The organism is Actinoplanes sp. NPDC051405 (genome assembly GCF_055586185.1).
Genome location: NZ_JBVJIR010000002.1, coordinates 120672 through 143387, shown reverse-complemented (window position 1 = coordinate 143387; position 22716 = coordinate 120672). Strand labels below are relative to the sequence as shown.

General features: G+C 72.0%; 21 protein-coding genes. 17 read left to right on the top strand and 4 right to left on the bottom strand.

The features are described 5' to 3' along the window. The 5 genes from yicI to ACZ6S4_RS04995 all read left to right on the top strand — a co-directional run bounded on the left by yicI (position 1) and on the right by ACZ6S4_RS04995 (position 6736). A complete protein-coding gene (gene yicI / locus ACZ6S4_RS05015; RefSeq protein WP_465473636.1) occupies positions 1-2256 on the top strand; it encodes an alpha-xylosidase in 2256 nt (751 codons plus the stop codon). 257 nt (positions 2257-2513) lie between these two features. Beyond that, complete coding sequence (locus ACZ6S4_RS05010; RefSeq protein ID WP_465473635.1) at positions 2514-3737, top strand: ABC transporter substrate-binding protein; 1224 nt, start codon at positions 2514-2516, stop codon at positions 3735-3737. After that, positions 3734-4693, top strand: coding sequence for a carbohydrate ABC transporter permease (locus tag ACZ6S4_RS05005; RefSeq protein ID WP_465473634.1), 960 nt, complete (start codon positions 3734-3736; stop codon positions 4691-4693). The genes ACZ6S4_RS05010 and ACZ6S4_RS05005 overlap by 4 nt, the downstream gene beginning before the upstream one ends. A gap of 2 nt (positions 4694-4695) precedes the next feature. Next, the gene (locus ACZ6S4_RS05000) at positions 4696-5529 is read left to right on the top strand and encodes a carbohydrate ABC transporter permease (RefSeq protein WP_465473633.1); all 834 of its coding nucleotides are present in this window, start codon (positions 4696-4698) and stop codon (positions 5527-5529) included. Positions 5530-5563: 34 nt separating this feature from the next. After that, positions 5564-6736, top strand: a complete 1173-nt coding sequence (locus ACZ6S4_RS04995; RefSeq protein ID WP_465473632.1) for an ABC transporter ATP-binding protein — start codon at positions 5564-5566, stop codon at positions 6734-6736. A gap of 87 nt (positions 6737-6823) precedes the next feature. On the opposite strand, the gene ACZ6S4_RS04990 is transcribed toward ACZ6S4_RS04995, so the two are convergent. After that, positions 6824-7378, bottom strand: coding sequence for a TetR/AcrR family transcriptional regulator (locus ACZ6S4_RS04990; protein WP_465473631.1), 555 nt, complete (start codon positions 7376-7378; stop codon positions 6824-6826). 174 nt (positions 7379-7552) lie between these two features. On the opposite strand from ACZ6S4_RS04990, the gene ACZ6S4_RS04985 reads away from it, so the two are divergent. From ACZ6S4_RS04985 to ACZ6S4_RS04975, 3 genes are read left to right on the top strand one after another with little or no spacing between them, the layout of a single operon-like run. Then, a complete protein-coding gene (locus ACZ6S4_RS04985; protein ID WP_465473630.1) occupies positions 7553-8173 on the top strand; it encodes an NmrA family NAD(P)-binding protein in 621 nt (206 codons plus the stop codon). Between the two features lie 21 nt (positions 8174-8194). Beyond that, on the top strand, positions 8195-8386 hold the full coding sequence (locus tag ACZ6S4_RS04980) for a hypothetical protein (RefSeq protein ID WP_465473629.1): 192 nt from the start codon (positions 8195-8197) through the stop codon (positions 8384-8386). Between the two features lie 38 nt (positions 8387-8424). After that, entirely contained in the window at positions 8425-9189 is a 765-nt protein-coding gene (locus tag ACZ6S4_RS04975; protein WP_465473628.1) for a dihydrodipicolinate synthase family protein, read from the top strand. Between the two features lie 4 nt (positions 9190-9193). Here ACZ6S4_RS04975 and ACZ6S4_RS04970 read toward each other — a convergent pair whose 3' ends face one another. After that, on the bottom strand, positions 9194-10618 hold the full coding sequence (locus ACZ6S4_RS04970; protein WP_465473627.1) for an APC family permease: 1425 nt from the start codon (positions 10616-10618) through the stop codon (positions 9194-9196). A 111-nt stretch (positions 10619-10729) separates the two neighbouring features. Here ACZ6S4_RS04970 and ACZ6S4_RS04965 point away from each other — a divergent pair, with 111 nt between their 5' ends. Both ACZ6S4_RS04965 and ACZ6S4_RS04960 read left to right on the top strand, forming a co-directional pair. Continuing rightward, on the top strand, positions 10730-11137 hold the full coding sequence (locus ACZ6S4_RS04965) for a universal stress protein (RefSeq protein WP_465473626.1): 408 nt from the start codon (positions 10730-10732) through the stop codon (positions 11135-11137). Then, positions 11137-11520, top strand: coding sequence for a VOC family protein (locus tag ACZ6S4_RS04960; protein ID WP_465473625.1), 384 nt, complete (start codon positions 11137-11139; stop codon positions 11518-11520). The genes ACZ6S4_RS04965 and ACZ6S4_RS04960 overlap by 1 nt, the downstream gene beginning before the upstream one ends. Before the next feature lie 3 nt (positions 11521-11523). On the opposite strand, the gene ACZ6S4_RS04955 is transcribed toward ACZ6S4_RS04960, so the two are convergent. Together ACZ6S4_RS04955 and ACZ6S4_RS04950 are read right to left on the bottom strand one after the other, a co-directional pair. Then, entirely contained in the window at positions 11524-13410 is a 1887-nt protein-coding gene (locus tag ACZ6S4_RS04955; RefSeq protein ID WP_465473624.1) for an FtsX-like permease family protein, read from the bottom strand. A 1-nt stretch (position 13411) separates the two neighbouring features. Beyond that, positions 13412-14155, bottom strand: coding sequence for an ABC transporter ATP-binding protein (locus tag ACZ6S4_RS04950; protein WP_465473623.1), 744 nt, complete (start codon positions 14153-14155; stop codon positions 13412-13414). Between the two features lie 154 nt (positions 14156-14309). On the opposite strand from ACZ6S4_RS04950, the gene ACZ6S4_RS04945 reads away from it, so the two are divergent. Genes ACZ6S4_RS04945 through ACZ6S4_RS04915 form a run of 7 tightly spaced genes read left to right on the top strand, consistent with a single transcriptional unit; the run spans position 14310 to position 22715 of the window. Continuing rightward, positions 14310-15929, top strand: coding sequence for an ABC transporter substrate-binding protein (locus tag ACZ6S4_RS04945; RefSeq protein WP_465473622.1), 1620 nt, complete (start codon positions 14310-14312; stop codon positions 15927-15929). Beyond that, entirely contained in the window at positions 15926-16846 is a 921-nt protein-coding gene (locus tag ACZ6S4_RS04940; RefSeq protein ID WP_465473621.1) for an ABC transporter permease, read from the top strand. The genes ACZ6S4_RS04945 and ACZ6S4_RS04940 overlap by 4 nt, the downstream gene beginning before the upstream one ends. A 3-nt stretch (positions 16847-16849) precedes the next feature. Next, on the top strand, positions 16850-17707 hold the full coding sequence (locus tag ACZ6S4_RS04935; protein WP_465473620.1) for an ABC transporter permease: 858 nt from the start codon (positions 16850-16852) through the stop codon (positions 17705-17707). After that, entirely contained in the window at positions 17704-19263 is a 1560-nt protein-coding gene (locus ACZ6S4_RS04930; RefSeq protein ID WP_465473619.1) for a dipeptide ABC transporter ATP-binding protein, read from the top strand. The genes ACZ6S4_RS04935 and ACZ6S4_RS04930 overlap by 4 nt, the downstream gene beginning before the upstream one ends. After that, a complete protein-coding gene (locus ACZ6S4_RS04925) occupies positions 19260-20387 on the top strand; it encodes an LLM class flavin-dependent oxidoreductase (protein ID WP_465473618.1) in 1128 nt (375 codons plus the stop codon). Before ACZ6S4_RS04930 ends, ACZ6S4_RS04925 begins: the two co-directional genes overlap by 4 nt. After that, entirely contained in the window at positions 20380-21687 is a 1308-nt protein-coding gene (locus tag ACZ6S4_RS04920) for an NtaA/DmoA family FMN-dependent monooxygenase (protein ID WP_465473617.1), read from the top strand. The genes ACZ6S4_RS04925 and ACZ6S4_RS04920 overlap by 8 nt, the downstream gene beginning before the upstream one ends. Next, positions 21684-22715 carry an LLM class flavin-dependent oxidoreductase gene (locus tag ACZ6S4_RS04915; RefSeq protein WP_465473616.1) on the top strand — a complete coding sequence of 344 codons (1032 nt, stop codon included), beginning with the start codon at positions 21684-21686 and terminating at the stop codon, positions 22713-22715. Before ACZ6S4_RS04920 ends, ACZ6S4_RS04915 begins: the two co-directional genes overlap by 4 nt. The last annotated feature ends 1 nt before the right edge of the window (position 22716 follow it).

The window sequence follows — 22716 nt, the reverse complement described above, 5'->3', positions numbered from 1 at the left end:
ATGAAATTCACTGACGGCTACTGGCGCAAGCGGGACGGTCTGACGGTGCTGCACCCGGTGCAGCTGCAGGACACCACCTCGGACGCGACGTCGCTGACCGCCTTCGCCGCCGCCAAGCGGGTGCAGGGGCGCGGGGACACCCTGGACGCGCCGATCGTCACCGTCGAGGTCTCCGCGCCGATGCCCGACGTCATCCGGGTGTCGATCAGCCACTTCGCCGGCCACCGGCCGCGCAAGCCGGACTTCGAGATCGCCGCCGACCCGGACTTCCAGCCGCAGGTGCACGGCAACGAGCTCACCTCCGGCGCGCTGACCGCCCGGTTCGCCGACGGCGACGCGTGGCGGCTGGACTTCCTGGCCGACGGCAAGCGCCTGACCGGCAGCGGGTGGAAGGGCATGGGGGTCGTCGACACCGCCGACGGCGAGCACTACGTGCACGAACAGCTCGACCTCGGCGTCGGGGAGGCCGTCTACGGGCTCGGCGAGCGCTTCGGCCCGCTGGTCAAGAACGGCCAGACCGTCGACATCTGGAACGAGGACGGCGGCACCAGCAGCGAACAGGCGTACAAGAACGTGCCGTTCTATCTGACCAACCGCGGCTACGGTGTGCTGGTCGACCACCCCGGCAAGGTGTCCTTCGAGGTCGGCTCCGAGCTGGTCTCGCGCACCCAGTTCAGCGTGGCCGGGCAGTCACTGTCCTATCTGGTCGTCTACGGCCCCACCCCGGCCGACATCCTGCGCAAGTACACCGCGCTGACCGGGCGCCCGGCCCTGCCGCCGGCCTGGTCCTTCGGGCTGTGGCTGACCACCTCGTTCACCACCTCGTACGACGAGGAGACGGTGACCAGCTTCGTCGACGGGATGGCCGAGCGGGACCTGCCGCTGAGCGTCTTCCACTTCGACACGTTCTGGATGCGCGAGTTCAGCTGGTGCGACTTCGAGTGGGACGCGCGGATCTTCCCCGACCCGCCGGGCATGCTCAAGCGGCTGTCGGACCGGGGACTGCGGACCTGCGTGTGGATCAACCCGTACATCGCGCAGCGCTCGTCGCTGTTCGCCGAGGGCATGGCGGCCGGCTACCTGGTGCGCAAGCCCGACGGTGACGTGTGGCAGTGGGACCGCTGGCAGGCCGGCATGGCACTGGTCGACTTCACCAACCCGGACGCCTGCGAGTGGTACGCGGGCAAGCTGCGGGCCCTGCTGGAGATGGGCGTCGACGCGTTCAAGTCCGACTTCGGCGAGCGCATCCCGCTCGACGTGGTCTGGCACGACGGCTCGGATCCGGAGCGGATGCACAACTACTACACCCAGCTCTACAACCGGGTGGTCTTCGACGTGCTGCGCGAGCACCGCGGCGAGGGCGAAGCCGTGGTGTACGCGCGCTCCGCGACCGTCGGCGGGCAGCAGTTCCCGGTGCACTGGGGCGGCGACAACTCCTCCACGTACGAGTCGATGGCGGAGAGCCTGCGCGGCGGGCTGTCCCTGGCGGCGTCGGGCTTCGGCTTCTGGAGCCACGACATCGGCGGCTTCGAGGGGCTGCCGGACCCGGCGGTGTTCAAGCGCTGGATCCCGTTCGGGCTGCTCTCCTCGCACAGCCGGCTGCACGGCAACCAGACGTACCGGGTGCCCTGGCTGTTCGACGAGGAGGCCGTCGACGTACTGCGCTCGTTCACCCGGCTGAAGCTGTCGCTGATGCCGTACCTGTTCGAGGCGGCCGGGCGCGCGCACCGCGAGGGCCTGCCGGTGATGCGGCCGATGGTCTTGGGTTTCCCGGACGACCCGGCCGTCACCCACCTGGACCGGCAGTACCTGCTCGGCGACAACCTGCTGGTCGCGCCGGTGTTCAGCGAGGCGGGGGACACGTCGTACTACGTGCCGGCCGGGCGCTGGACCCGGTTCGGCACCGGGGAGGTCGTCGAGGGGCCCGGCTGGGTGCACGAGACGCACGGCTTCGCCAGCGTGCCGCTGCTGGTGCGCCCGGACTCGGTGCTGGCGATCGGGGCCCGCACGGACCGGCCGGACTACGACTACCGCGACGGCATCACGCTGCAGCTCTATGAGCTGGCCGAGGGCACCCGGACGACGACCGTGCCGGGACCGGCGGGGGAGCCGGCGACGACCTTCGAGGTGGCCCGGTCGGGCGGCACCGTCCGGATCGTCCGCACCGGGGCGGCGGCACCGTGGCGGGTGCGCGCCGGTGACGTGGTGGCCGAGGTGGCCGCCGACGTGGCGACCTGCGAGCTGCGTCTGCCGTAAAGGTCGGACATCGGGTCGGTGGGGGGGGCAAATCCCGCCCCACCGCCGCGTTTCGGGCGGGCTACCACGTTGTCACCGTCCATGAACACCTTGTTACAGAAGATTGCTCTCCTCCCCTCGCGCCTGCCAGCGATATCTGGCAATGTCGGGGTCAGGGCTGTGAGCTGGGCCACTTTGAGCCGGCGGTTGGCCCGGACGGAGGATCGATGATGATTCCACGACCGACGACGCCCCGGCGGCCGTCACGGTGGGCCGCGATGATCGGGGTGACGGCCCTCTTCGCCTCACTCGCGGCCTGTTCCAGCGGTCCTGAGGGCACGGTGGTCAACCTGTACGGCGGAGCCAGCGGCACCGGCTTCGACAAGATCATCGCCGACTGCAACCAACAGGCGGCCGGCCGTTACACCATCGTCGGCAATCTGCTTCCCAGCGACGCCGACGGCCAGCGCGACCAGTTCGTCCGGCGGCTCGCCGCCAAGGACGACGGCATGGACCTGCTCGGCATGGACGTCACCTGGACCGCGGAGTTCGCCGAGGCCAAGTGGATCCGCGAACTGACCGGGGAACAGAAGGCCCAGGCGACCAAGGACACCCTCCAGCCGCCGATCGACACGGCGACCTGGAAGGACAAGCTCTACGGCGTACCGCGCACGACCAACGTGCAGCTGCTGTGGTACCGCAAGTCGCTGGTGCCCACCCCGCCGAAGACCTTCGACGAGATGATCGCGATGGCCCAGCAGCTCAAGGCCCAGGGCAAGCCCTACGAGATCGGGCTCACCGCGGCCCAGTACGAGGGCTACGTGGTCAACGTCAACAACCTGATCACCGCGTACGGCGGCACGCTGGTCAACGAGGACAGCTCCCAGCCCACCATCGACGACAAGACCGTGCAGGCGCTGACCCTGCTCCGCAAGCTGGCCACCTCCGGGGTCACCAGCGCGTCGCTGTCCAACGCCCAGGAGCCCGAGGTCTTCGCGGACCTGCAGGCCGAACGCTCCGCCTTCTCGCTCAACTGGCCGTACGTGCTCAGCGCCATGCGCGAGGCCAACCCGGACCTGGTCGACGACCTCGGTTACGCGCCCTACCCGTCGGTCGACGGCGGGCCGCCCAAGGTGACGCTGGGCGGGATGAACTACGCCATCAGCACCTACAGCAAACACCCGGACGAGTCGTTCGAGGCGGCCATGTGCCTGCGCAACGAGAAGAACGCGCTCAGCGCCGCCCTCGACGCCGGTGACGTGCCGGCGCTCGCCACGGTCTTCGAGCTCCCGGAGTTCAAGGAGGCGTACCCGATGGCCGACGTCATGCGGACCGAGCTGGAGGCCGCCGTGCCCCGCCCGGTGTCGCCGGTCTACCAGAACATCTCGACCCTCGTCTCCACCACGCTCTCCCCGCCGCAGAGCATCAACCCGCAGAAGGCGGCGGACGAGCTGCGCGACTCCATCAAGGACGCGATCGAGGGCAAGGGGATCGTGCCATGACCGCTACACCGACCGCGGCGGCCGCTGAGGCGGCCGAGGACCGCATGGACGACGGCACCACCGAGATCGCCCGCCAGCGGCACACCGACGCCAAACGGGCCGAGCGCAAGCTGGGGCTGATGCTGGTCGGCCCGGCCGTCTTCATCATGCTGGCCGTGGCCGCCTACCCGATCATCTACGCCTTCTGGCTGTCGCTGAACAAGGCGGACCTGCGCCAGCCGGACGCCAACGAGTTCATCTGGTTCGACAACTACGTCACCGTGCTGTCCAGCCCGATCTGGTGGACCGCGTTCGGCGTCACCATGCTGATCACCATCGTCGGCGCCACCCTCGAGCTGATCCTCGGCATGCTGCTGGCGATCGTCATGCACCGCACGATCGTCGGACGCGGGCTGGTGCGCACCTCGGCGCTGGTGCCGTACGCGATCGTCACCGTGGTCGCCGCGTTCTCCTGGCGCTTCGCCTGGACCCAGGGGCTGGGCTGGCTGGCCCCGGAGAATTCCGCGCCCCTGACCGAGTTCTGGCCCTCGATCGGGATCATCATCCTGGCCGAGGTCTGGAAGACGGTCCCGTTCATGGCCCTGCTGCTGATGGCCGGGCTGGCGCTGGTGCCCGAGGACCTGCTCAAGGCCGCCTCGATGGACGGCGCGAACGCCTGGAAGCGGTTCTGGATGGTGACCGTGCCGCTGATCAAGCCGGCCATCCTGGTGGCGCTGCTGTTCCGCACCCTGGACGCGTTCCGGGTGTTCGACAACATCTTCATCCTCACCAGCGGGTCCAACCAGACCAGCTCGGTGTCGATGGTGGCCTACAGCAACCTGATCCGGGGCCTCAACCTCGGCATCGGGTCGGCGATGTCGGTGCTGATCTTCATCACCACCGGGATCATCGCGTTCGCGTTCATCAAGTTCTTCGGGGCGGCGGCGCCCGGATCCGACGCTGAGGGGAGGCGGTAGTCATGCAGCCGGAGACCACGAACCGCAAGCTGATGTGGTGGGGTGTCAACGCGATCGTCCTGCTGTACGCGTTCGTCCCCGTGCTCTGGATCGTGTCGCTGTCGCTGAAGGACGACGCCACGCTCAACGACGGGAACTACATCCCCACCTCGCCCAGCAACGACAGCTACAGCGCGATCTTCAACAACCCCGACTTCCTCCGGGCGCTGATGAACTCGATCGGCATCTGCATCATCGCCACGCTCATCGCCATCGCGTTCGGCACCATGGCCGCGTACGCCATCGCCCGGCTGGACTTCCCGGGCAAGCGGACGATCGTGGCGATGGCGCTGCTCGTGTCGATGTTCCCGCAGATCGCGCTGGTCACGCCGCTGTTCAAGATCGAGACGGCGGTCGGGCTGTTCGACACCTGGCCCGGGCTGATCATCCCGTACATCGCCTTCGCGCTCCCGCTGGCGATCTATACGCTGTCGGCGTTCTTCCGGGAGATCCCGTGGGACCTGGAGAAGGCCGCGAAGATGGACGGCGCGACGCCGTACCAGGCCTTCCGCCGGGTGATCACCCCGCTGGCCATGCCCGGCATCTTCACCACGGCCATCCTGGTCTTCATCTCGTGCTGGAACGACTTCCTGTTCGCCCTCTCGCTCACCTCGACCTCGAACGCGCGGACCGTCCCGGCGGCGATGAGCTACTTCACCGGCGCCACCACGTTCGAGAAGCCGACCGGACCGATCGCGGCCGCCGCCGTGGTCATCACCATCCCCATCGTGATCTTCGTGCTGGTCTTCCAGCGGCGGATCGTCGCGGGGCTGACCTCGGGCGCCGTCAAGGGCTGACCCATCCCACGTACCGATACACCGAGGAGCTGACGTGGCCGAGATCGTTCTGGACCATGTGGTCAAGCGTTACCCCGACGGCGCCCTGGCCGTGGACGACTTCAACCTCGAGATCGCCGACGGCGAGTTCATCATCCTGGTCGGCCCGTCGGGGTGCGGGAAGTCGACCACGCTGAACATGGTGGCCGGCCTGGAGGACATCACCGCCGGCAAGCTGATCATCGACGGTCAGGTGGTCAACGACAAAGCCCCCAAGGACCGCGACATCGCCATGGTGTTCCAGTCCTACGCGCTCTACCCGCACATGACCGTCGGCGACAACATGGGCTTCCCGCTGCGGCTCGCCGGGATGGACAAGGCGGCGATCCGCAAGAAGGTGGAGCAGGCGGCCGAGATGCTGGAGCTGACCCAGCACCTGGACCGCAAGCCGGCCAACCTCTCCGGTGGCCAGCGGCAGCGGGTGGCGATGGGCCGGGCCATCGTCCGCTCGCCCAAGGCGTTCCTGATGGACGAGCCACTGTCCAACCTGGACGCGAAGCTGCGGGTGCAGATGCGCACCCAGATCTCCCGGATCCAGAAGAACCTGGGCACGACGACGCTCTACGTCACCCACGACCAGACCGAGGCGATGACCCTGGGCGACCGCGTCGTGGTCATGCGCAGCGGCGTGGTCCAGCAGGTCGGTTCGCCGGCCCACCTGTACGCCCACCCGGCGAACCTGTTCGTGGCCGGCTTCATCGGCAGCCCGTCGATGAACTTCTTCCCCGGCCGGCTGCGCCCCGACGGCGTGGTGACCGCGCTGGGCGAGGCCAAGCTGCCCGACCAGGTCCGGCAGGCCCTCAACGGCTCGAGCGGCGAGCGGGAGGTGATCGTCGGCATCCGCCCGGAACACTTCGAGGAGGCGTCCCTGGTCGGGGACAAGCCGGGAGCCACCTTCGACGCGCCGATCGACATCGTCGAGGCGATGGGCTCGGACGTCTACGCCTACTTCACCATGAAGGGCGACCAGGCCCGGTCCAAGGACCTGGAGGACCTGGCCAAGGACACCGGCAACGACCTGCACAGCGGCGGCGTCGAGGTGACCGCCCGGCTGGACGCCGCCGCGAACGTCCAGCGCGGCAGGACCGCCCGGCTCTGGTACGACACGTCGAAGATCCAGGTGTTCGACGGGGCCAGCGGCAAGAACCTGGTGGCCGGCACCGACTGACCGGCGGAGGTCGAGCGCTGCCGGCGGCGGATCAGCCGCCGGCAGTCAACTCCCTGCGCCGGCGCCGCGATGAAAGCGGCTGAGCCGCTACGTCGCTGCGCCGCGTGGGTGGATGCCGTCGATGGCCAGGCCGAGCAGGCGTTCCGCCTCGCTGCCGTTCTCGCCGGGGCTGTGCTCGACGGCCATCGAGATGGCGGTGACCAGGGTCAGCAGGTCGTCGATCGACACCTCCGGGCGGACCGCGCCCGTCGCGCGGGCCCGGGTCACCAGCTCGTCGCCGGCCCGCACGATCATGCGGTGGCATTCGTTGTCGGTGCTCGGCACCAGCGACGAGGCCAGCCCGCGGGTCGACGCGACGTAGGCCCCGAGCGCGCGCAGCCAGATCGTCAGCGCGGGGCCGGGATCGGAGCCCGCGGCGAGCTCGTTGGCCTGCTGGCACAGCGTTTCCACCCGGCCGTGGAAGACCGCGTTGAGCAGTGCCTGCCGGGACGGGAAGTGCCGGTGCAGCGTGGCCGAGCCCACTCCGGCCTGCCGGGCGATCTCCTCCAGTGAGGCGTCGGCCCCCTCGCGGGCGAACGCCGTGGCCGCCGCGGCGACCAGCTGGTCGTAGTTGCGCCGGGCGTCCGCGCGTCTGGGTCGCATGCTCACCGTCCCGACAAGATGGGTTGTGCAGGGTGGGTTGTGGAACTGGGGTGCCCCTCCGTATCGTAGCGAACGATAAACGGGGGGCCGCCCCGTTTCCGCGGAGGGACATGTCATGGCACCGGTTCTGGTCACAGGAGGCACCGGCAGCAGGGTGGGGCTGTCGCGCGGGCGTTGCTCGCCGGAGGTGTCGCCGTCCGGGCACTCGTGCGGGATCCGCAGGCCGAAGCGGCCAAGTCGCTCGAGACGCTCGGCGCCGAACTGGTCGTGGGCGACCTCGACGTGCCCGGCACGCTGGTGCCGGCGGCGACCGGTGCCCGCGGCGTCTTCTCGGTGCAGACCCCCGACGTCACCGATCTGGGCTCGGACGCCGAGGTGGTGCGCGGGCGCAATCTGGTCGCGGCGGCCCTGACGGCCGGGGTGCCGCAGTTCGTGCACACGTCGGTGTCCGGCGCGGGGGAGTTCGCCCGCAGCGCACCGGGCTGGGACGAGGGCCGCTGGAACACCCACTACTGGGAGAGCAAGGCCGCGATCGACGAGGCCGTGCGTACGGCGGGCTTCGCCTCCTGGACCGTCCTCAAGCCCTCCACGTTCATGGAGAACCTGCTCGGCTGGTCGTTCATGTTCGGCAACTGGGCGCAGGACGGCTTCGTCACCACGTTCGGCCCGGACACCAAGCTGAGCTGGGTCGCCGTCGACGACATCGGCACCGCCGCCGCGGCCGCCTTCGCCGATCCCGCGCGCTGGCACGGCGTCGACCTGGACCTGGCCGGCGAGCGCCTGACGATGACCTAGGTCGCCGCCACCCTGACCGAGGTGCTCGGGCGCCCGGTCCCGGCTCCGGTGCTGACCGCGGACGAGGCGGTGGCGCGGGGGCTGCCGGCCATGATGGTGCCGATGCAGGAGTGGACCGGGATCATGGGCAGCCCGGCCCGTCCCGAGCAGGCCCACGCGTACGGCCTGCCCACGACCGGTTTCCGCACCTGGGCCCGGACCCACCTGGGCTGAGGGTGGCCGCCGGGCCGTGAGTCGGGGAGGGTGGAGGCATGACTGAGCCGCTCTGGACCGGGCCCGCCGTCGCCCTGGTCACCCTGTTCGACGCCGATGCCGCGGTCGACGCGAAAGGCACCGCCGCGCACGCCGCCCGGCTTGTGGACGCCGGGATCCGGGCAGTGCTGGTGAACGGCAGCACCGGTGAGGCCGCCACCCTCTCCGACGCCGAACGGGTGGAGCTGGTCGCGGCCGTCCGCGCCGCCTGCCCCGGGGTGCCGGTCATCGCGGGCGCCTCCGGGGAGTGGTGGCAGCCCGCAGCCGCCCGGGTCACCGCGGCGATCGACGCCGGCGCGGACGGTGTGCTGGTGGCGCCGCCGCGGCTGGGCGGGGCCCTGGGCAGCTATTTCGCGCACGTGGTGGAGGCCGCCGGCGCGGTGCCGGTGCTGGCCTACCACTATCCGGGCGTCGCGGGCGGGCCGGTGCCGGTCGAGGCGCTGGGCGAGCTGGGCCTGGCCGGTATCAAGGACTCCAGCGGTGACCCGGTCCGGCTCGGGCACGAGCTCAGCCTGGGCGGGGACCTCGCCGTCTACAGCGGGGCCTCGGCGCTGCTGGGCTACGCGAGCTGGCTGGGCGCGACCGGTGGCATCGTGGCGGCGGCGAACCTCGTACCGGAGCAGTGCCTGGCCGCCTGGGAGCGCGACGCCGCCGCACAGCACGTCGTGCTGCGCACCGAGCGCGCGGCCAAGGCCCTGCCGGGCGGCCTCAAGGAGGCCATGGCCCGGCAGTACGGCACCTCACCGGTACGCCGGCTGGGCTGACCCCCTACTTGTCCAGCTTGGCCGGGTCGATGGTGGTGTCCTGGTGCAGGATGAAGCGGTTGGTCGCGTAGGTGATCGCCCACAGCACGACGCCGATGATCAGCAGCACCCCGGCCACTCTGTAGTCGGCGCTGGCCCGGCCGGAGAGCGGACTGGCCAGGTAGGCGCAGCTGATCGCCCCGATGATCGGGATGATCGTCGGGGCCTTGAAGTGCTTGTGCTCCACCGTGTCGCGGCGCAGCACCAGCACCGCGACGTTCACCACGGTGAAGACGCAGAGCAGCAGCAGGGCGGTGGTGCCACCGAGGGCGGTCAGGTCGGCGAACCAGATCAGCCCGAAGGCGATCAGCGTGGTGAAGACGATGCCGACCCACGGCGTACGCCGGGTGCGGTGGACCTTGCCGAGCACCTTGGGCAGCACCCGCTCGTTGGCCATGCCGTAGAGCAGCCGGCTGGCCATCAGCATGTTGATCAGCGCCGAGTTGGCCACCGCGAACATCGTGATGAAGGCGAAGATGGTCAGCGGGAACGCGGGCGCCCCGGCCGCCACCACCTTGAGCAGCGGCGCGTCGCCCTCGTTGAGGTCGGCCGGGGAGACCAGCGCCACGGCCGAGATCGCCACCAGGACGTAGATCACCCCGGTGATGCACAGGCCGGTCAGCATCACCTTGGGGAAGATCCGCACCGGGTCCTTGGTCTCCTCGGCCATGTTCACCGAGTCCTCGAAGCCGACCATCGCGAAGAACGCCAGCGCGGTGGCCGCGGTGACCGAGAAGAACGCGTGCTCGCCGGGCGGCGAGTCGAACTCCACCAGCCGCGACAGGTCGCCGTTGCCGCCGCCGAGCGCCCACGCGCCGATGGCGATGACGATCAGCAGGCCGGTCAGCTCGACGCAGGTCAGCACGACGTTGGCCTTCACGCTCTCGCCGACGCCGCGGAAGTTGACCAGGGCGATGAGGGTCATGAAGGCGACCGCCACCGCGGTCAGTCCCAGCCCTTCGCCCAGCGACAGGTCGAACGCCTCGGCGAAGTTGCCGGCGAACGCCTTCGACGCGCTGGACGCCGAGGTCAGGCCCGAGCACATCACCGCGAAGGTGACCATGAAGGTGAAGAAGTGGATGCCGAACGCCTTGTGCGTGTACAGCGCCGCGCCGGCCGCACGCGGATACTTGGTCACCAGCTCCAGATAGCTGAACGCGGTCAGCAGCGCGACCACGAACGCGATGAGGAACGGCAGCCAGACCGCCCCGCCGACCTCGCCGGCGACCTTGCCGGTGAGGGCGTAGACGCCGGTGCCCAGGATGTCCCCGACGACGAAGAGCAGCAGGAGTCCGGGGCCGATGACCCGGTTGAGAGTGGGTTGTCCGTTGGCTTCGGTGCTGTCCCGTGTTCCCGCGTCCGCCATAGCCGCGTACCTCCACATCGACATGCCTGGCCTCACGGTAAGGGATCAGCGGCGAACGCGCCGCCGCTGAGGCTTGTTCCGGCGCGGCGCACGGGTGAGGATCGACCCACGTGATCCCACCTGCCGGAGGACGACATGCACATCGTGCTGGCTGCCAAGCCCGACGCCGACCAGCCCTGGATCACCGATGCGGTGGCCCGGCTGGCCAAACAGACCGCCGCCACGGTCACCGTGGTCGCGGTCGACGAGGTGGAACTGGAGCGGTTCTCCCCGGCGCCGCGCAGCGTCTTCGTCCAGGGCGCGCGGGAGGCGGTCGACACGGCGATCCGGCGGCTGGCCGACGTGGGGGTCGAGGCGCAGGGGACGGTGCTGCCCGGCCGCCCGCTGGAACGCATCATCGAGTTCGCGGCGCAGCAGGAGGCCGACGTGATCGTGGTCGGGGCCAGCTCCCGGCCGGCGCTGGCGGAACGACTCCTCGGCAGCGTCCCCCTGCAGCTGATCGAGAAGGCGTCCCGCCCGGTCCTCGTGGTGACCCATCCCTGATGGCGGTGCTCGCGCAGATATCGCTGGGCGTGCAGGACTGCGAGCGGGCCGGCGCCTTCTGGAGCGGGGCCCTCGGTTACGTCCGGCGCCCGCCGCGCTACCCGGGTGACGACTGGATCGTCCTGAAGCCGCCGGCGGGCGTCCCGGGCGCGGCGATCGCCATGGACCTGAGCGAGACCCCGGTGCAGGACCAGCCGCGGATCCACTTCGACCTCGACGCCGGCGACCGCTCCCTCGATGGAGAGGTTGCCCGGCTCCTCGCTCTCGGCGCCCAGCGCGTGGACTGGCCGTACTACCCGGAGCAGCCGGAGCCGGGCGCGCCGCCGTACGTGGTGCTGGCCGACCCGGAGGGCAACCGTTTCTGCGTGGCCGGCCGGCGCTGAGTCCTACTCGCGGGCGCCCAGGAGGGAGACCGGCGCCGCCCGGGTCGCCGACCAGGAGGTCAGCAGGCTGGTCAGCCCGGTGACCACGAACGCCGCCACCGCGAGCACCGCCATCAGCGTCCACGGCAGGTCCAGGGTCGCGGTGCCGGTCACCGCCGAGGTCGTGGCCAGCACCGCGATGGAGGTGCCGGCCGCGGCCAGTGCGCCCAGGAAGACGCCGATCATGGTGACCGCCGACGACTCCAGCAGCGCCGCGCGCAGCACCTGAGGCCGGGTCAGGCCGGTCGCCCGGGCCGCGGCGAACTCCCGGCTCCGGGCGGCCGCGGCGATCACGACCGCGTTGACCACCCCGATCAGCGCGTACAGGCCGCCGAGGCCGAGCACGATCAGCATGATGTTGTCGCTCGTGCTGGTCCGGGCCTCGGCGTCGGCCCGGAGCCAGTCGTCCACGCTGGTCACGGCGCCCACTTCGGACAGTTCCGCGGTGACCCGGGCGGGGTCGGCGCCGGAAGCGAGGGTGACGAACGTCCGGGTCGGTGCTTCGGCGAGCTGGTCGGCCGGGAGCAGGCCCACCGGCACCAGCAGGGCCGCCCCGCCACCGATCGTGGCCGGCACCTCGGCGACGACCGGCAGCGGGTGGTCGGTACCGGCGAAGTGGGCCGTCACGGTGTCGCCGCGGGAGAAGCCCGCACGGGACGGGCCGCCCGCCACGGCGTTGCCGCGCAACGCCCGCAGGGAGCCGCTGCCGGGGTGGGCGCGTTCGAAGGCCGCCGGCTCGACGACCAGGGCCGACTCGATCAGGGTGTCCGCCGTGTCGCCGCGGCCCGTGGTGATGCGCAGTGGGGTCTCGGTCTCCGACGAGAAGGACGCCACCCCGGCCACGGCCGGGAAGCCCGGTCCGGTGGTCTCGACCACCAGGTCGGCGGCCGTCCCGCGGCGTTGCTCGGCCACGCCGGCGGCGGCGAACGAGGCGGACGCCCCGACCTGCCCGAAGACGACGCCGATCAGCACGATGAGCGGGGCCGCGGTGGCCGCGCTGCGGCGGACCTCGTCGCGCAGGTTGGCCCGGGCCAGCATGCCGGTCACCCCGGCGGCCGGGATCAGCCGGGCCACCGCGGGGACCAGCACCGGCGCCAGGAGCGACAGGGCGACCGCCGCGCACAGCGACACGTTCATCGTCAGGGCCTGACCACCGGCCGCCCCACCCACCGGGGCCAGGATGATCAGGGCCACCGCCCCGGCGGTGAAGAACAGCCCGGTCAGCCAGCGCCCGGCGGTCATCACCCGGCCCGCGTCGGGATCGCGGAGCGCGTCCAGCGGGCGGACCCGGGCGGCCCGCCGGGCGGCGACCAGCACCCCGGCCAGCGCGAGGCCCAGCCCGACGCCGGCGGAGGCGCCGAGGATCCAGTCGCGCCACTGCCCGGTGAAGCCCTCCGGCACGAAGCCGAAGCCGACCAGCAGCCGGGTCTGCAGGGCCATCACGGCCACCCCGGCCGGTACGCCGGTGGCGGTCCCGATCAGACCCAGCAGCAGCGCCTCGCCCAGGAGCAGCCGGCGCACGTGCCGGCGACCGCCGCCGACCAGCCGCAGCAGGGCCAGGTCACGACGGCGCTGGGCCACGGTGAAGGCGAACGTGGAACTGATGATGAACACGGCCAGGAACGTCGAGAAGCCCAGCGTCACGCCGAGCAGCGCCACCGACGCCTCGGCGCTGTCGCTGAAGTGCAGCCGCTCGGCCGGGGACAGGCCGGCCGGCGGGTCCAGGGTCGCCGCCGAGATCATCAGCAGCAGGGAGGACTGCACCAGCGCGACGCCCAGGCACACCGACAGGGTCGCGCCGACGAACAGCTGCCAGCGTTCGGCCAGGCCGGAGAAACTCATCCGCAGCATGTCAGCGCTCCAGGGCGACGAGGCGGTCGGCGACCTCGCGGGCGCTCACACCGGCGAGGTGGTCGACCAGCCGGCCGTCCCGGAGGAACAGCACCCCGTCGGCGCGGGCGGCGGCGGCCGGGTCGTGGGTCACCATCACGATGCTCTGGCCCCGGTCGGCCATGGCCCGCAACAGATCCAGCACGGTACGGGCGGCCGTCGAGTCCAGCGCCCCGGTCGGCTCGTCGGCGAAGAGCACCTCGGGCGCGGTGACCATGGCCCGGGCGATCGCCACCCGTTGCTGCTGGCCGCCGGAGAGCTCGCGCGGGCGGTGCCGGGCCCGGTCGCCGAGCCCGACGTCGTCGAGGGCCTGGCGGACCTGCGCGCGTCCCGGACGCCGGCCGGCCAGGCGCAACGGCAGGGCCACGTTCTGCTCGGCGCTCAGCGAGCCGATCAGGTTGAAGCTCTGGAAGACGAACCCGATCCGGGTCCGGCGCAGGGCGGTGAGCTCGTTGTCGCTCGCGGCGGTGATGTCGGTGTCGCCGAGCAGCACCCGGCCGCTGTCCGCGCGTTCCAGGCCGGCGGCCAGGTGCAGCAGGGTGGACTTGCCGGAGCCGGAGGGGCCCATCACGGCGGTCCAGGTGCCGCGCCGGAACTCGACGTCGACGTCGTCGACAGCCCGGACGGCGGTGGCGCCGCGGCCGTAGCCTCGGCTCACGCCGCGCAGGGCGACCGCGGTCGAGGTGGGGGTGGAAGTCGTCGTCATCGTCACTGCTCGAACGTATGGCGACGGCCCGCGAATAGCGTTGCGGCGGTCCCCCGGATCCGGGGTAGGGCTAACCCTACGGCCGGCGATCCAGTAAGCGGGACAACACCGTCCGCCCCTTGCCTATATCCCAGTTTGGCTATAGGAAATAGATATGTTGCGCGATCGATCCCGGGTCACCGCCCTCGCCGCCGCCACCCTCCTGCTGCTCGCCGCCTGCTCCGGCACCACCACCGCCGAGGCCGGCGCCGACGCCGGGCAGCCGGTCAGCGGCGGCTCGCTGACCTGGGGCATCGAGACCGAGCCGATCACCCTCAACCCGCACCAGTACGCCCAGGCCAAGGCCCGGCTGCTGGTCGCCAACGCGTACGAGGGCCTGCTGACCCACGACGCGAACGGCGGTTACGTCCCGCTGCTGGCCACGGGATACCAGGCCGCGGCGGACGGCCGGTCCTACACGTTCAAGCTGCGGACCGGCGTCACCTTCTCCGACGGCACGCCGTTCGACGCCGCCGCCGTCAAAGCCAACATCGACCAGCTGCTAGCCCCGGACTACGCACCCACGGTCGCCGCCGTCCAGCTCAAGAACCTCGAGAGCGTCGAGGCGCCCGACCCCACGACGGTCGTGTACCACCTGACGAGACCCGACGTGCTGCTGCTCGACTTCATCTCGTCCCCGCAGGGCGCTGTCGTCTCGCCGACGTCCTTGCGCAAGGCCGCCAACCTCAAGGCCGGCGGTCCGGAGCTGGCCGGGACCGGGCCGTTCATCCTGGACCGGTACGCCGCCGGCCAGGAGGTGCACTTCAAGCGCAACCCGTCGTACCGGGGGAGCCGCCCGGCCTATCTGGACGAGGTGACCTACCGCTTCCTCAAGGAGTCCTCGGTCCGGGTCGGCGCGCTCACCTCGGGCCAGGTGCAGGTCATCGAGGGCGTGCCCGCCACCGATCAGGCGCTGATCACCGGCGACCCGCGGCTCACCCTGACCCGGGGCCTGAACTCGGGCTCCGCCTACTCCTACTACCTCAACGTCTCCCATCCGCCCTTCGACGACCTGCGGGTGCGCCAGGCGTTGCGCGACGCGCTGGACGTGCCGACCGTGCTCAACGCGGTCTACCAGGGCACCGCCACCCGCGCCTGGAGCGTGATCGGCCCGACCAGCCCGCTCTACGACAAGTCCCTCGAGGGCTCGTACGGCAACAACGCCGCCCGCGCCAATGAGCTCCTGGACCAGGCCGGCTGGACCGGACGCGACGCTGACGGCTTCCGGACCAGGGCGGGCCGGCGGCTCACCGTCCGGCTCGTGCAGTCGGCCCCGTTCGTCCGCGACCGGCGCGACATCCTGGCCCAGGCCGTGCAGGCCGCGGTCCGCAAGAGCGCCGGCATCGACCTGGCCGTGTCGGTCGTGGACCAGGGCACCGCCACCAAGGCCCTGGCCGACGGCGAGTACGAGGTCTTCGACAACTCCCGCGCCGACACCGACGCGGGCGCGGCGCTCAACCTGCTGCTCGCCTCGGACGGCGCGATCAACCGCACCGGCAGCAAGGATCCGGAACTGGACCGGCTGCTGGCCGCCGGGCAGGCCACGAGTGACGCGGACCAGCGCCGGGCGACGTACCGGGCGGTCCAGCAGCGGGTCGTCCGCGAGCAGGCGATCGTGCTGCCGCTGTACGCCCCGAACGATCAGATCGCCGCGGCGAGGACGGTCGGCGGCCTCTCCTTCGAGCCGACCGCCGGGGTGCCGAACAGCGCCTACGGGGTCTGGGTGCGCAAGTGAGCCTGGCCGCCGCCGTGCTGCGGCGCGTCGTGACGGGACTGGTGGTGCTCTGGGCGGCGGCCACGGCCGGTTACCTAGCGCTGCTGGCCGCGCCCGGGGACACTGTGGACAGCATCGTCGGCGACGGCGCCGACACCCCGCTGATCCGGGCGCAGATCATCGCCGAGTGGGGCCTGGACCGGCCCGCCGTCGTGCAGTACGCCGACTACCTGTGGCGAGCCACGCACGGTGACCTCGGCCGGTCGTACCTGCTGCAACGGCCGGTGCGGGACGTCGTCGGCGAGCAGCTGGGGCCGACGCTGAAGCTGGCCCTGGCCGCCGCGCTGCTCGGCGTCGTGCTGTCGCTGCTGCTGGCGGTGAGCACCCGCCGGCCGTGGGCGCGCCGGGTCAGCTCCACCGCCGAGCTGGTGCTGGTGTCCACGCCGCCGTTCCTGATCGGGATCATTCTGCTCAGCGTCTTCTCGTTCCGCCTCGGTCTGTTCCCGGTCGCCGGCGATCGCGGGTTCGCCGCGCTTGTGCTGCCGGCGGTCACCCTCGCCCTGCCGATCGCCGGGATTCTCACCCAGGTGCTGCGCGACGGGCTGGACCGGGCGCTGGACGAGCCGTTCGCGGTCACCGCCCGGTCCCGGGGCCTGCGGGAGAGCGCGGTGCTGCTCCGGCACGCGCTGCGGCACGCGTTGCTGCCGGCCGTCACGCTCACCGGCTGGCTCTTCGGCATCCTGCTCGGCGGCGCCGTGATCATCGAGTCGGTGTTCGGCCGGCCCGGCCTGGGCCAGGTCACCCTGGCCGCCGTCACCAGCAAGGACATGCCGGTGGTACTCGCGGTCGTGGTGCTCTCGGCGGCCGTCTACGTGGTGCTCAACACCGCCGCGGATCTCGCGTACCTGATCGTCGACCCGCGGCTGCGCAGGAGCTGAGCGATGACCCTCGCCACCGAGCGGCCACTGATCGGCCGGGCCCGCCGCACCACCCGCCGCCCCCGCCCGGGCGTCGCCACCGCCACCGGCTTCCTGCTGCTCATGCTGGTCGCGGCGCTGTGGCCCGGCCTGTTCGCCGGGGACCCGCTGGCCGCGGACCCGTTCCAGGTGCTCCGGCCGCCGGCCGCCGGGCACTGGTTCGGCACCGATCAGCTCGGCCGGGACGTCTTCGACCGGGTGGTGCACGGCGCCCGGCACTCGCTGGCCATCGGCGTCGCCGCCACCCTGATCGCGGTCACCGCCGGGATCCTGCTCGGCGTGCTGGCCGGCCTGGCCCACCGGTACGCCGACGAGGCGCTCAGCCGCTCGTTCGACGCGCTGTCGGCGTTCCCGCTGCTGCTGATCGCGCTGCTGTTCATCGCCATCGCCGGCCCCGGGACGGTGAGCCTGGTGGTGGCCATCGGCATCGCCACGCTGCCGCACCACGCCCGGGTCGTCCGAGCCCAGACGCTGGTCGTGCGCCGGGCCGGCTACGTGACCCAGGCCGTCGCCTTCGGGCACTCGCGGACCCGGCTGGTGCTGCGGCACGTGCTGCCCAACGTGCTCGGGCCGATCCCGGTGCTGGCCATGATCGGCCTGGGCGAGGCCGTGCTGGCCGCTGCCGGGCTCAGCTTCCTCGGCATGGGACCGCAGCCGCCGTCGCCGGAGTGGGGCGCGATGCTCTCCGAGGGCCGCGGCTACCTGCGGATCGCCTGGTGGGCGTCGGTGCTGCCGGGCGTCGTCGTCACTGGAACCGTCATAGCGCTGACCGTCACCGGACGACACCTGCAGCGCCGCTTCGAGGGACGGGAGCAACGATGAGCACACCCCTGGTCCGCGTCGAGGACCTGCACGTCACGTTCGACACCGGACGGCACCGGGTCGAGGCCGTCCGGGGCGTCAGCTTCACCGTCGAGCGCGGTGAGTGCCTGGCCATCGTGGGGGAGTCGGGGTCGGGCAAGAGCGTCACCGCCCGTACCCTGGTCGGTCTGGCCGGTCCCGGCGCCGAGGTCCGTGCCGCCGCGCTGGAGCTCGACGGCCGCGACGCCCGCCGGCACACCGAGCGGGACTGGCGCCGGGTGCGCGGCGGCTTCGCGGGCCTGGTCCTGCAGGACGCGCTGGTGTCGCTCGACCCGCTGCGCACGGTCGGCGCGGAGATCGGCGAGGTGCTGCGCACCCACCGGCGCCGGACCCCGGTGGAGAAGCTGCTCGCCGACGTGCACGTGCCGGAGCCGGCCCGGCGCGCCCGGCAGTATCCGCACCAGCTCTCCGGCGGCCTGCGGCAACGGGCGTTGATCGCTTCCGCCATCGCCGGCGAGCCGCCGTTGCTGATCGCCGACGAGCCGACCACGGCCCTCGACGTCACCGTGCAGGCGCAGATCCTGGCGCTGCTGGCCGAGCGCAAGGCGGCGGGGGAGACGCTGCTGCTGATCAGCCACGATCTCGCGGTCGTCGGCCGGACGGCGGACCGCGTGCTGGTCATGCGCGAAGGCCGCCTCGTCGAGTCGGGGGCCACGTCGCTGCTCGTGTCCGGCGCGGAGCACCCGTACACGAAGAAGCTGCTGGCCGCGGTCCCGTCGGCGGCGTCCCGCGGCCGCCGGCTGGCCGGATCGGGGGAGAGCCCGGCGGTCCGGCCGCCGGCCGGCGTCGTGGCCGAGGCCACCGCACTGCGCAAGGTGTACGGCCGCAGCACCGTCGTCGCCGGCGTCGACCTGAGCATCGGGCGCGGCGAGATCGTGGGCCTGGTCGGGGAGTCCGGCTCGGGCAAGACCACCGTGGCGCAGTTGCTGTTCGGGCTGGTGGAGCCGACCGCCGGCAGCGTCACCTTCGAGGGCGCGCCCTGGTCCGGGGTGTCCGAGCGCGGCCGGCGACCGCGGCGCCGCCGGATGCAGCTGATCTCCCAGGACCCGCTGTCCTCCTTCGACCCCCGCTGGACGGTGGCCCGGATCGTCGGGGAGGCCCTGCCGCCCGGTGCCGCCGTCGTCCCGCTGCTGGAACGCGTCGGCCTGGACGCCACCGTCCTGGACCGCCATCCGCGGCATCTCTCCGGCGGCCAGCGCCAGCGGGTCGCCATCGCCCGGGCCCTCGCGCCGCGGCCCAGCCTGATCATCTGCGACGAGCCGGTCTCCGCGCTGGACGTCTCGGTGCAGGCCCAGGTGCTGGACCTGCTGGCCGACATCCGGGCCACCGACGGCACCGCGCTGCTGTTCATCTCGCACGACCTGGGCGTGGTGCACCACCTCGCCGACCGGGTCCTCGTCATGCGCGACGGCACGGTCGTCGAGCGCGGCCCGGTCACCGACGTCTTCACCCGTCCGCGGCACGAATACACCCGCGCGCTGCTGGCCGCGGTGCCCACCCTGGAGGCCGTCCCATGACCGATCTGCACCTCGCCGTGGCCCTCGACGGGCTCGGCTGGCACCCCGCCGCCTGGCGCACCTCGCCGCTGGCCGCCACGGCGGTCTTCACCGCCGGGTACTGGACGCAACTGGCCCGGGAGGCCGACGCCGGTCTGCTGGACTTCGTCACGTTCGAGGACACCTTCGGGCCGCCGACCGACGACCCCGGCCGGATCAACGGGCGGCTGGACGCCGTGCTGGTCGCATCGCGGGTGGCCCCGGTGACCCGGCACGTCGGGCTGATCCCGGTCGCCACCACCACCCACACCGAGCCGTTCCACCTGTCCACGGCCGTGGCCACGCTCGACTACCTGAGCACCGGCCGGGCCGGCTGGCAGGCCCGGATCTCCGCCGCCCCGGCCGAGGCGGCCCTGCTGGGACGGCGCCCGGCCGGCTCCGGCGACGAGCAGCTCTGGGACCTGCTCGACGAGGCCGCCGACGCCGTCGAGGTGGTCCGCCGGCTCTGGGACAGCTGGCAGGACGACGCCGTCATCAAGGACATCGCCACCGGCCGGTTCATCGACCGGGACCGGCTGCACTACATCGACTTCGCCGGCCGGTGGTTCAGCGTCAAGGGACCCTCGATCGTGCCCCGGCCACCGCAGGGCCAGCCCGTCGTGGCCGCCCTCGCGCACACCCCGGCGGTGTACGAGTTCGCGGCCCGCTCGGCCGACGTGGTCTTCGTGACGCCGGCCTCGCCCGCCGAGGCCGCCGAGATCGTCGCCCAGGTCCGCGCGGCCGGCCCCCTGAAGATCTACGCCGACCTGGTGGTGTTCCTCGACGAGCACGGCGGGACAGCGCTGCGCCGCCGGGCCCGGCTGGACGAGCTCGCGGGCGCGCCGGTGCCCTCCGACGCGCTGATCTTCGCCGGCGCCCCGGAAGAGCTCGCGGACCTGCTGCTGGCCTGGCGGGAGGCCGGGCTGGACGGTTTCCGGCTGCGGCCCGGCGCCCTGCCGTACGACCTGGAGGCGATCACCCGGCTGCTGGTGCCGACGCTGCAGGACCGCGGCGTCTTCCGCACCGCACCCGCGCCGGGCACGCTGCGCGAACGCCTCGGCCTGCCGCACGCCGTCAACCGCTACGAAGGGGCCCGCCTTGGCTAAGCAGATCATTCTCGCCGCGCACTTCCCCGGCGTGAACAACACCACCGTGTGGAGCGACCCGGCGGCCGGCAGCCAGATCGAGTTCGACTCCTTCGTGCACCTGGCCCGCACCGCCGAGCGGGGCAAGTTCGACTTCTTCTTCCTGGCCGAGGGGCTGCGGCTGCGCGAGCAGCGCGGGCTGATCCACGACCTGGACGTGGTCGGGCGCCCGGACACGCTGACCGTGCTGGCCGGCCTGGCCGCCGTCACCACCCACCTCGGGCTCGCCGGAACCCTCAACGCCACCTTCCACGAGCCGTACGAGCTGGCCCGTCAGCTCGCCACGCTCGACCACCTCTCCGGCGGCCGGGCGGCCTGGAACGTGGTCACCTCCTCCGGCCCGTTCTTCGGCGAGAACTTCCGGCGCGGCGGGTTCCTGGAGTACGCCCAGCGCTACGAACGGGCCGGCGAGTTCATCGACACCGCCCGCGAGCTGTGGGACTCCTGGGCCGAGCTCGCCCCCGACCGCGACCGTGGCTTCTTCGCCGACACCGGCTCGTTCGCCCACCACGGCCCGCAGTTCGGCATCGAGGGCCGCTTCGGCGTCCCCCGCAGCCCGCAGGGCCACCCGGTGATCCTGCAGGCCGGCGACTCCGACGGCGGCCGGGAACTGGCCGCCGCCAAGGCCGACGCGGTCTTCTCCCGGCACCACGAGCTCGAGGACGGCCGGGCGTTCTACCGCGACGTCAAGTCCCGGCTGGCCCGCCACGGCCGCGACCCGGACAGCCTGAAGATCATTCCCGGGGTGTCGTTCGTGCTCGGCGACACCGAGGCCGACGCCCAGGAGAAGGCCCACCACATCCGGCGCCAGCAGGTCAGCCCGCAGACCGCCATCCTGCTGCTGGAACAGCTCTGGAACCGCGACCTGTCCGGCTACGACGCCGAGGGCCCGCTGCCCGCCATCGACCCCGACGTCTCCGAGGAGTCGATCATCCAGGGCCGGGCCGGCATGTACCCCGACCGGCTGGCCACCGCGGCCGAGTGGCGGGCCCGCGCGGAGCAGAAGAACCTCAGCATCCGCGAGCTGATCATCGAGGTGACCGGGCGGCAGTCGTTCATCGGCACCCCGGCCCGGGTGGCGGCCGAGCTCAACACGTATGTGCAGACCGACGCCTGCGACGGCTTCATCCTCGTCCCGCACCTCACGCCGGGCGGCCTCGACGACTTCGTCGACACGGTGGTGCCGCTGCTGCAGGAACGCGGCGTGCTGCGCACCGAATACACCACCAGCACACTGCGCGGGCACCTGGGGCTGGCATGAAGTTCCTGCTCATCACCCTGATCACCCACCTGGACCCGGCGAGGACAACCCGGCAACGCTTCCGCGAGGTGGTCGACAACGCCGTGCTGGGCGAGGAGCTGGGCTTCGACGGGTACGGCGTGGGCGAGCGCCACGAACGCCCGTTCATCTCCTCGTCCCCGCCGGTCGTGCTCAGCCACATAGCCGCGCGGACCAGCCGGATCCGGCTCTTCACCGCGGTCACCACGCTCAGCCTGCTCGACCCGGTACGCGCCTACGAGGACTACGCCACCCTGGACAACCTCGCCGACGGCCGGCTGGACCTGATCATCGGCAAGGGCAACGGCGCCGCCCAGGCCGAGTTGTTCCACGTCACCGCCGAGGACCAGTGGGACCGCAACCGCGAATCGTACGAGCTGTTCCGCCGGCTCTGGCGCGAACCGAAGGTGACCTGGCAGGGCCGCTTCCGCCCGCCGCTCACCGACGCCGAGACGTGGCCCCGCCCGTTGCAGCAGCCGATCCGGGTCTGGCACGGCAGCGCCACCAGCCGCGCGTCGGTCGACCTCGCCGCCCGCTACGGCGACCCGCTGTTCTCCGCCAACGTCACCAACCCGATCGAGCCGTACGCCGAGCTGATCCGCCACTACCGCGAGCGCTGGGCGCACTACGGCCACGACCCGGCGGACGCGCTCGTCGGTGCGGGCTCGGCCGGCTACTACGCCGCGCGTACCTCGCAGGAGGCGATCGCGACGTACCGGCCGATCTTCGACGCCCGGCTGGCCGCGTTCACCCGGCTCGGGCTCACCCCGGTCTTCCCGACCCTGGAGGACGCCATCGCCCGCGGCTCGATCCTGGTCGGCAGCCCCCAACAGATCATCGACAAGGTGCACCGCTACCACGCCGAGTTCGGCCACGAGGTGATGCACCTGAGCGCCGACGCGGACGGCCTCACCGAGAAACAGCACCGCGCCACGCTGGAGCTCTTCCAGAGCGACATCGCCCCCGAGCTGCGCCGGAGCATCCCCAGCCGTCCCCTGGGAGGACAGTGAC

Excerpts from the sequence above, each read along its gene's own strand:
- yicI (WP_465473636.1), top strand. The coding sequence starts at position 1 with ATGAAATTCACTGACGGCTACTGGCGCAAGCGGGACGGTCTGACGGTG.
- ACZ6S4_RS05010 (WP_465473635.1), top strand. The coding sequence starts at position 2,514 with ATGATCGGGGTGACGGCCCTCTTCGCCTCACTCGCGGCCTGTTCCAGC.
- ACZ6S4_RS05005 (WP_465473634.1), top strand. The coding sequence starts at position 3,734 with ATGACCGCTACACCGACCGCGGCGGCCGCTGAGGCGGCCGAGGACCGC.
- ACZ6S4_RS05000 (WP_465473633.1), top strand. The coding sequence starts at position 4,696 with ATGCAGCCGGAGACCACGAACCGCAAGCTGATGTGGTGGGGTGTCAAC.
- ACZ6S4_RS04990 (WP_465473631.1), bottom strand. The coding sequence starts at position 7,378 with ATGCGACCCAGACGCGCGGACGCCCGGCGCAACTACGACCAGCTGGTC.
- ACZ6S4_RS04975 (WP_465473628.1), top strand. The coding sequence starts at position 8,425 with ATGACTGAGCCGCTCTGGACCGGGCCCGCCGTCGCCCTGGTCACCCTG.
- ACZ6S4_RS04970 (WP_465473627.1), bottom strand. The coding sequence starts at position 10,618 with ATGTCGATGTGGAGGTACGCGGCTATGGCGGACGCGGGAACACGGGAC.
- ACZ6S4_RS04965 (WP_465473626.1), top strand. The coding sequence starts at position 10,730 with ATGCACATCGTGCTGGCTGCCAAGCCCGACGCCGACCAGCCCTGGATC.
- ACZ6S4_RS04960 (WP_465473625.1), top strand. The coding sequence starts at position 11,137 with ATGGCGGTGCTCGCGCAGATATCGCTGGGCGTGCAGGACTGCGAGCGG.
- ACZ6S4_RS04955 (WP_465473624.1), bottom strand. The coding sequence starts at position 13,410 with ATGCTGCGGATGAGTTTCTCCGGCCTGGCCGAACGCTGGCAGCTGTTC.
- ACZ6S4_RS04950 (WP_465473623.1), bottom strand. The coding sequence starts at position 14,155 with ATGACGACGACTTCCACCCCCACCTCGACCGCGGTCGCCCTGCGCGGC.
- ACZ6S4_RS04945 (WP_465473622.1), top strand. The coding sequence starts at position 14,310 with ATGTTGCGCGATCGATCCCGGGTCACCGCCCTCGCCGCCGCCACCCTC.
- ACZ6S4_RS04935 (WP_465473620.1), top strand. The coding sequence starts at position 16,850 with ATGACCCTCGCCACCGAGCGGCCACTGATCGGCCGGGCCCGCCGCACC.
- ACZ6S4_RS04930 (WP_465473619.1), top strand. The coding sequence starts at position 17,704 with ATGAGCACACCCCTGGTCCGCGTCGAGGACCTGCACGTCACGTTCGAC.
- ACZ6S4_RS04925 (WP_465473618.1), top strand. The coding sequence starts at position 19,260 with ATGACCGATCTGCACCTCGCCGTGGCCCTCGACGGGCTCGGCTGGCAC.
- ACZ6S4_RS04915 (WP_465473616.1), top strand. The coding sequence starts at position 21,684 with ATGAAGTTCCTGCTCATCACCCTGATCACCCACCTGGACCCGGCGAGG.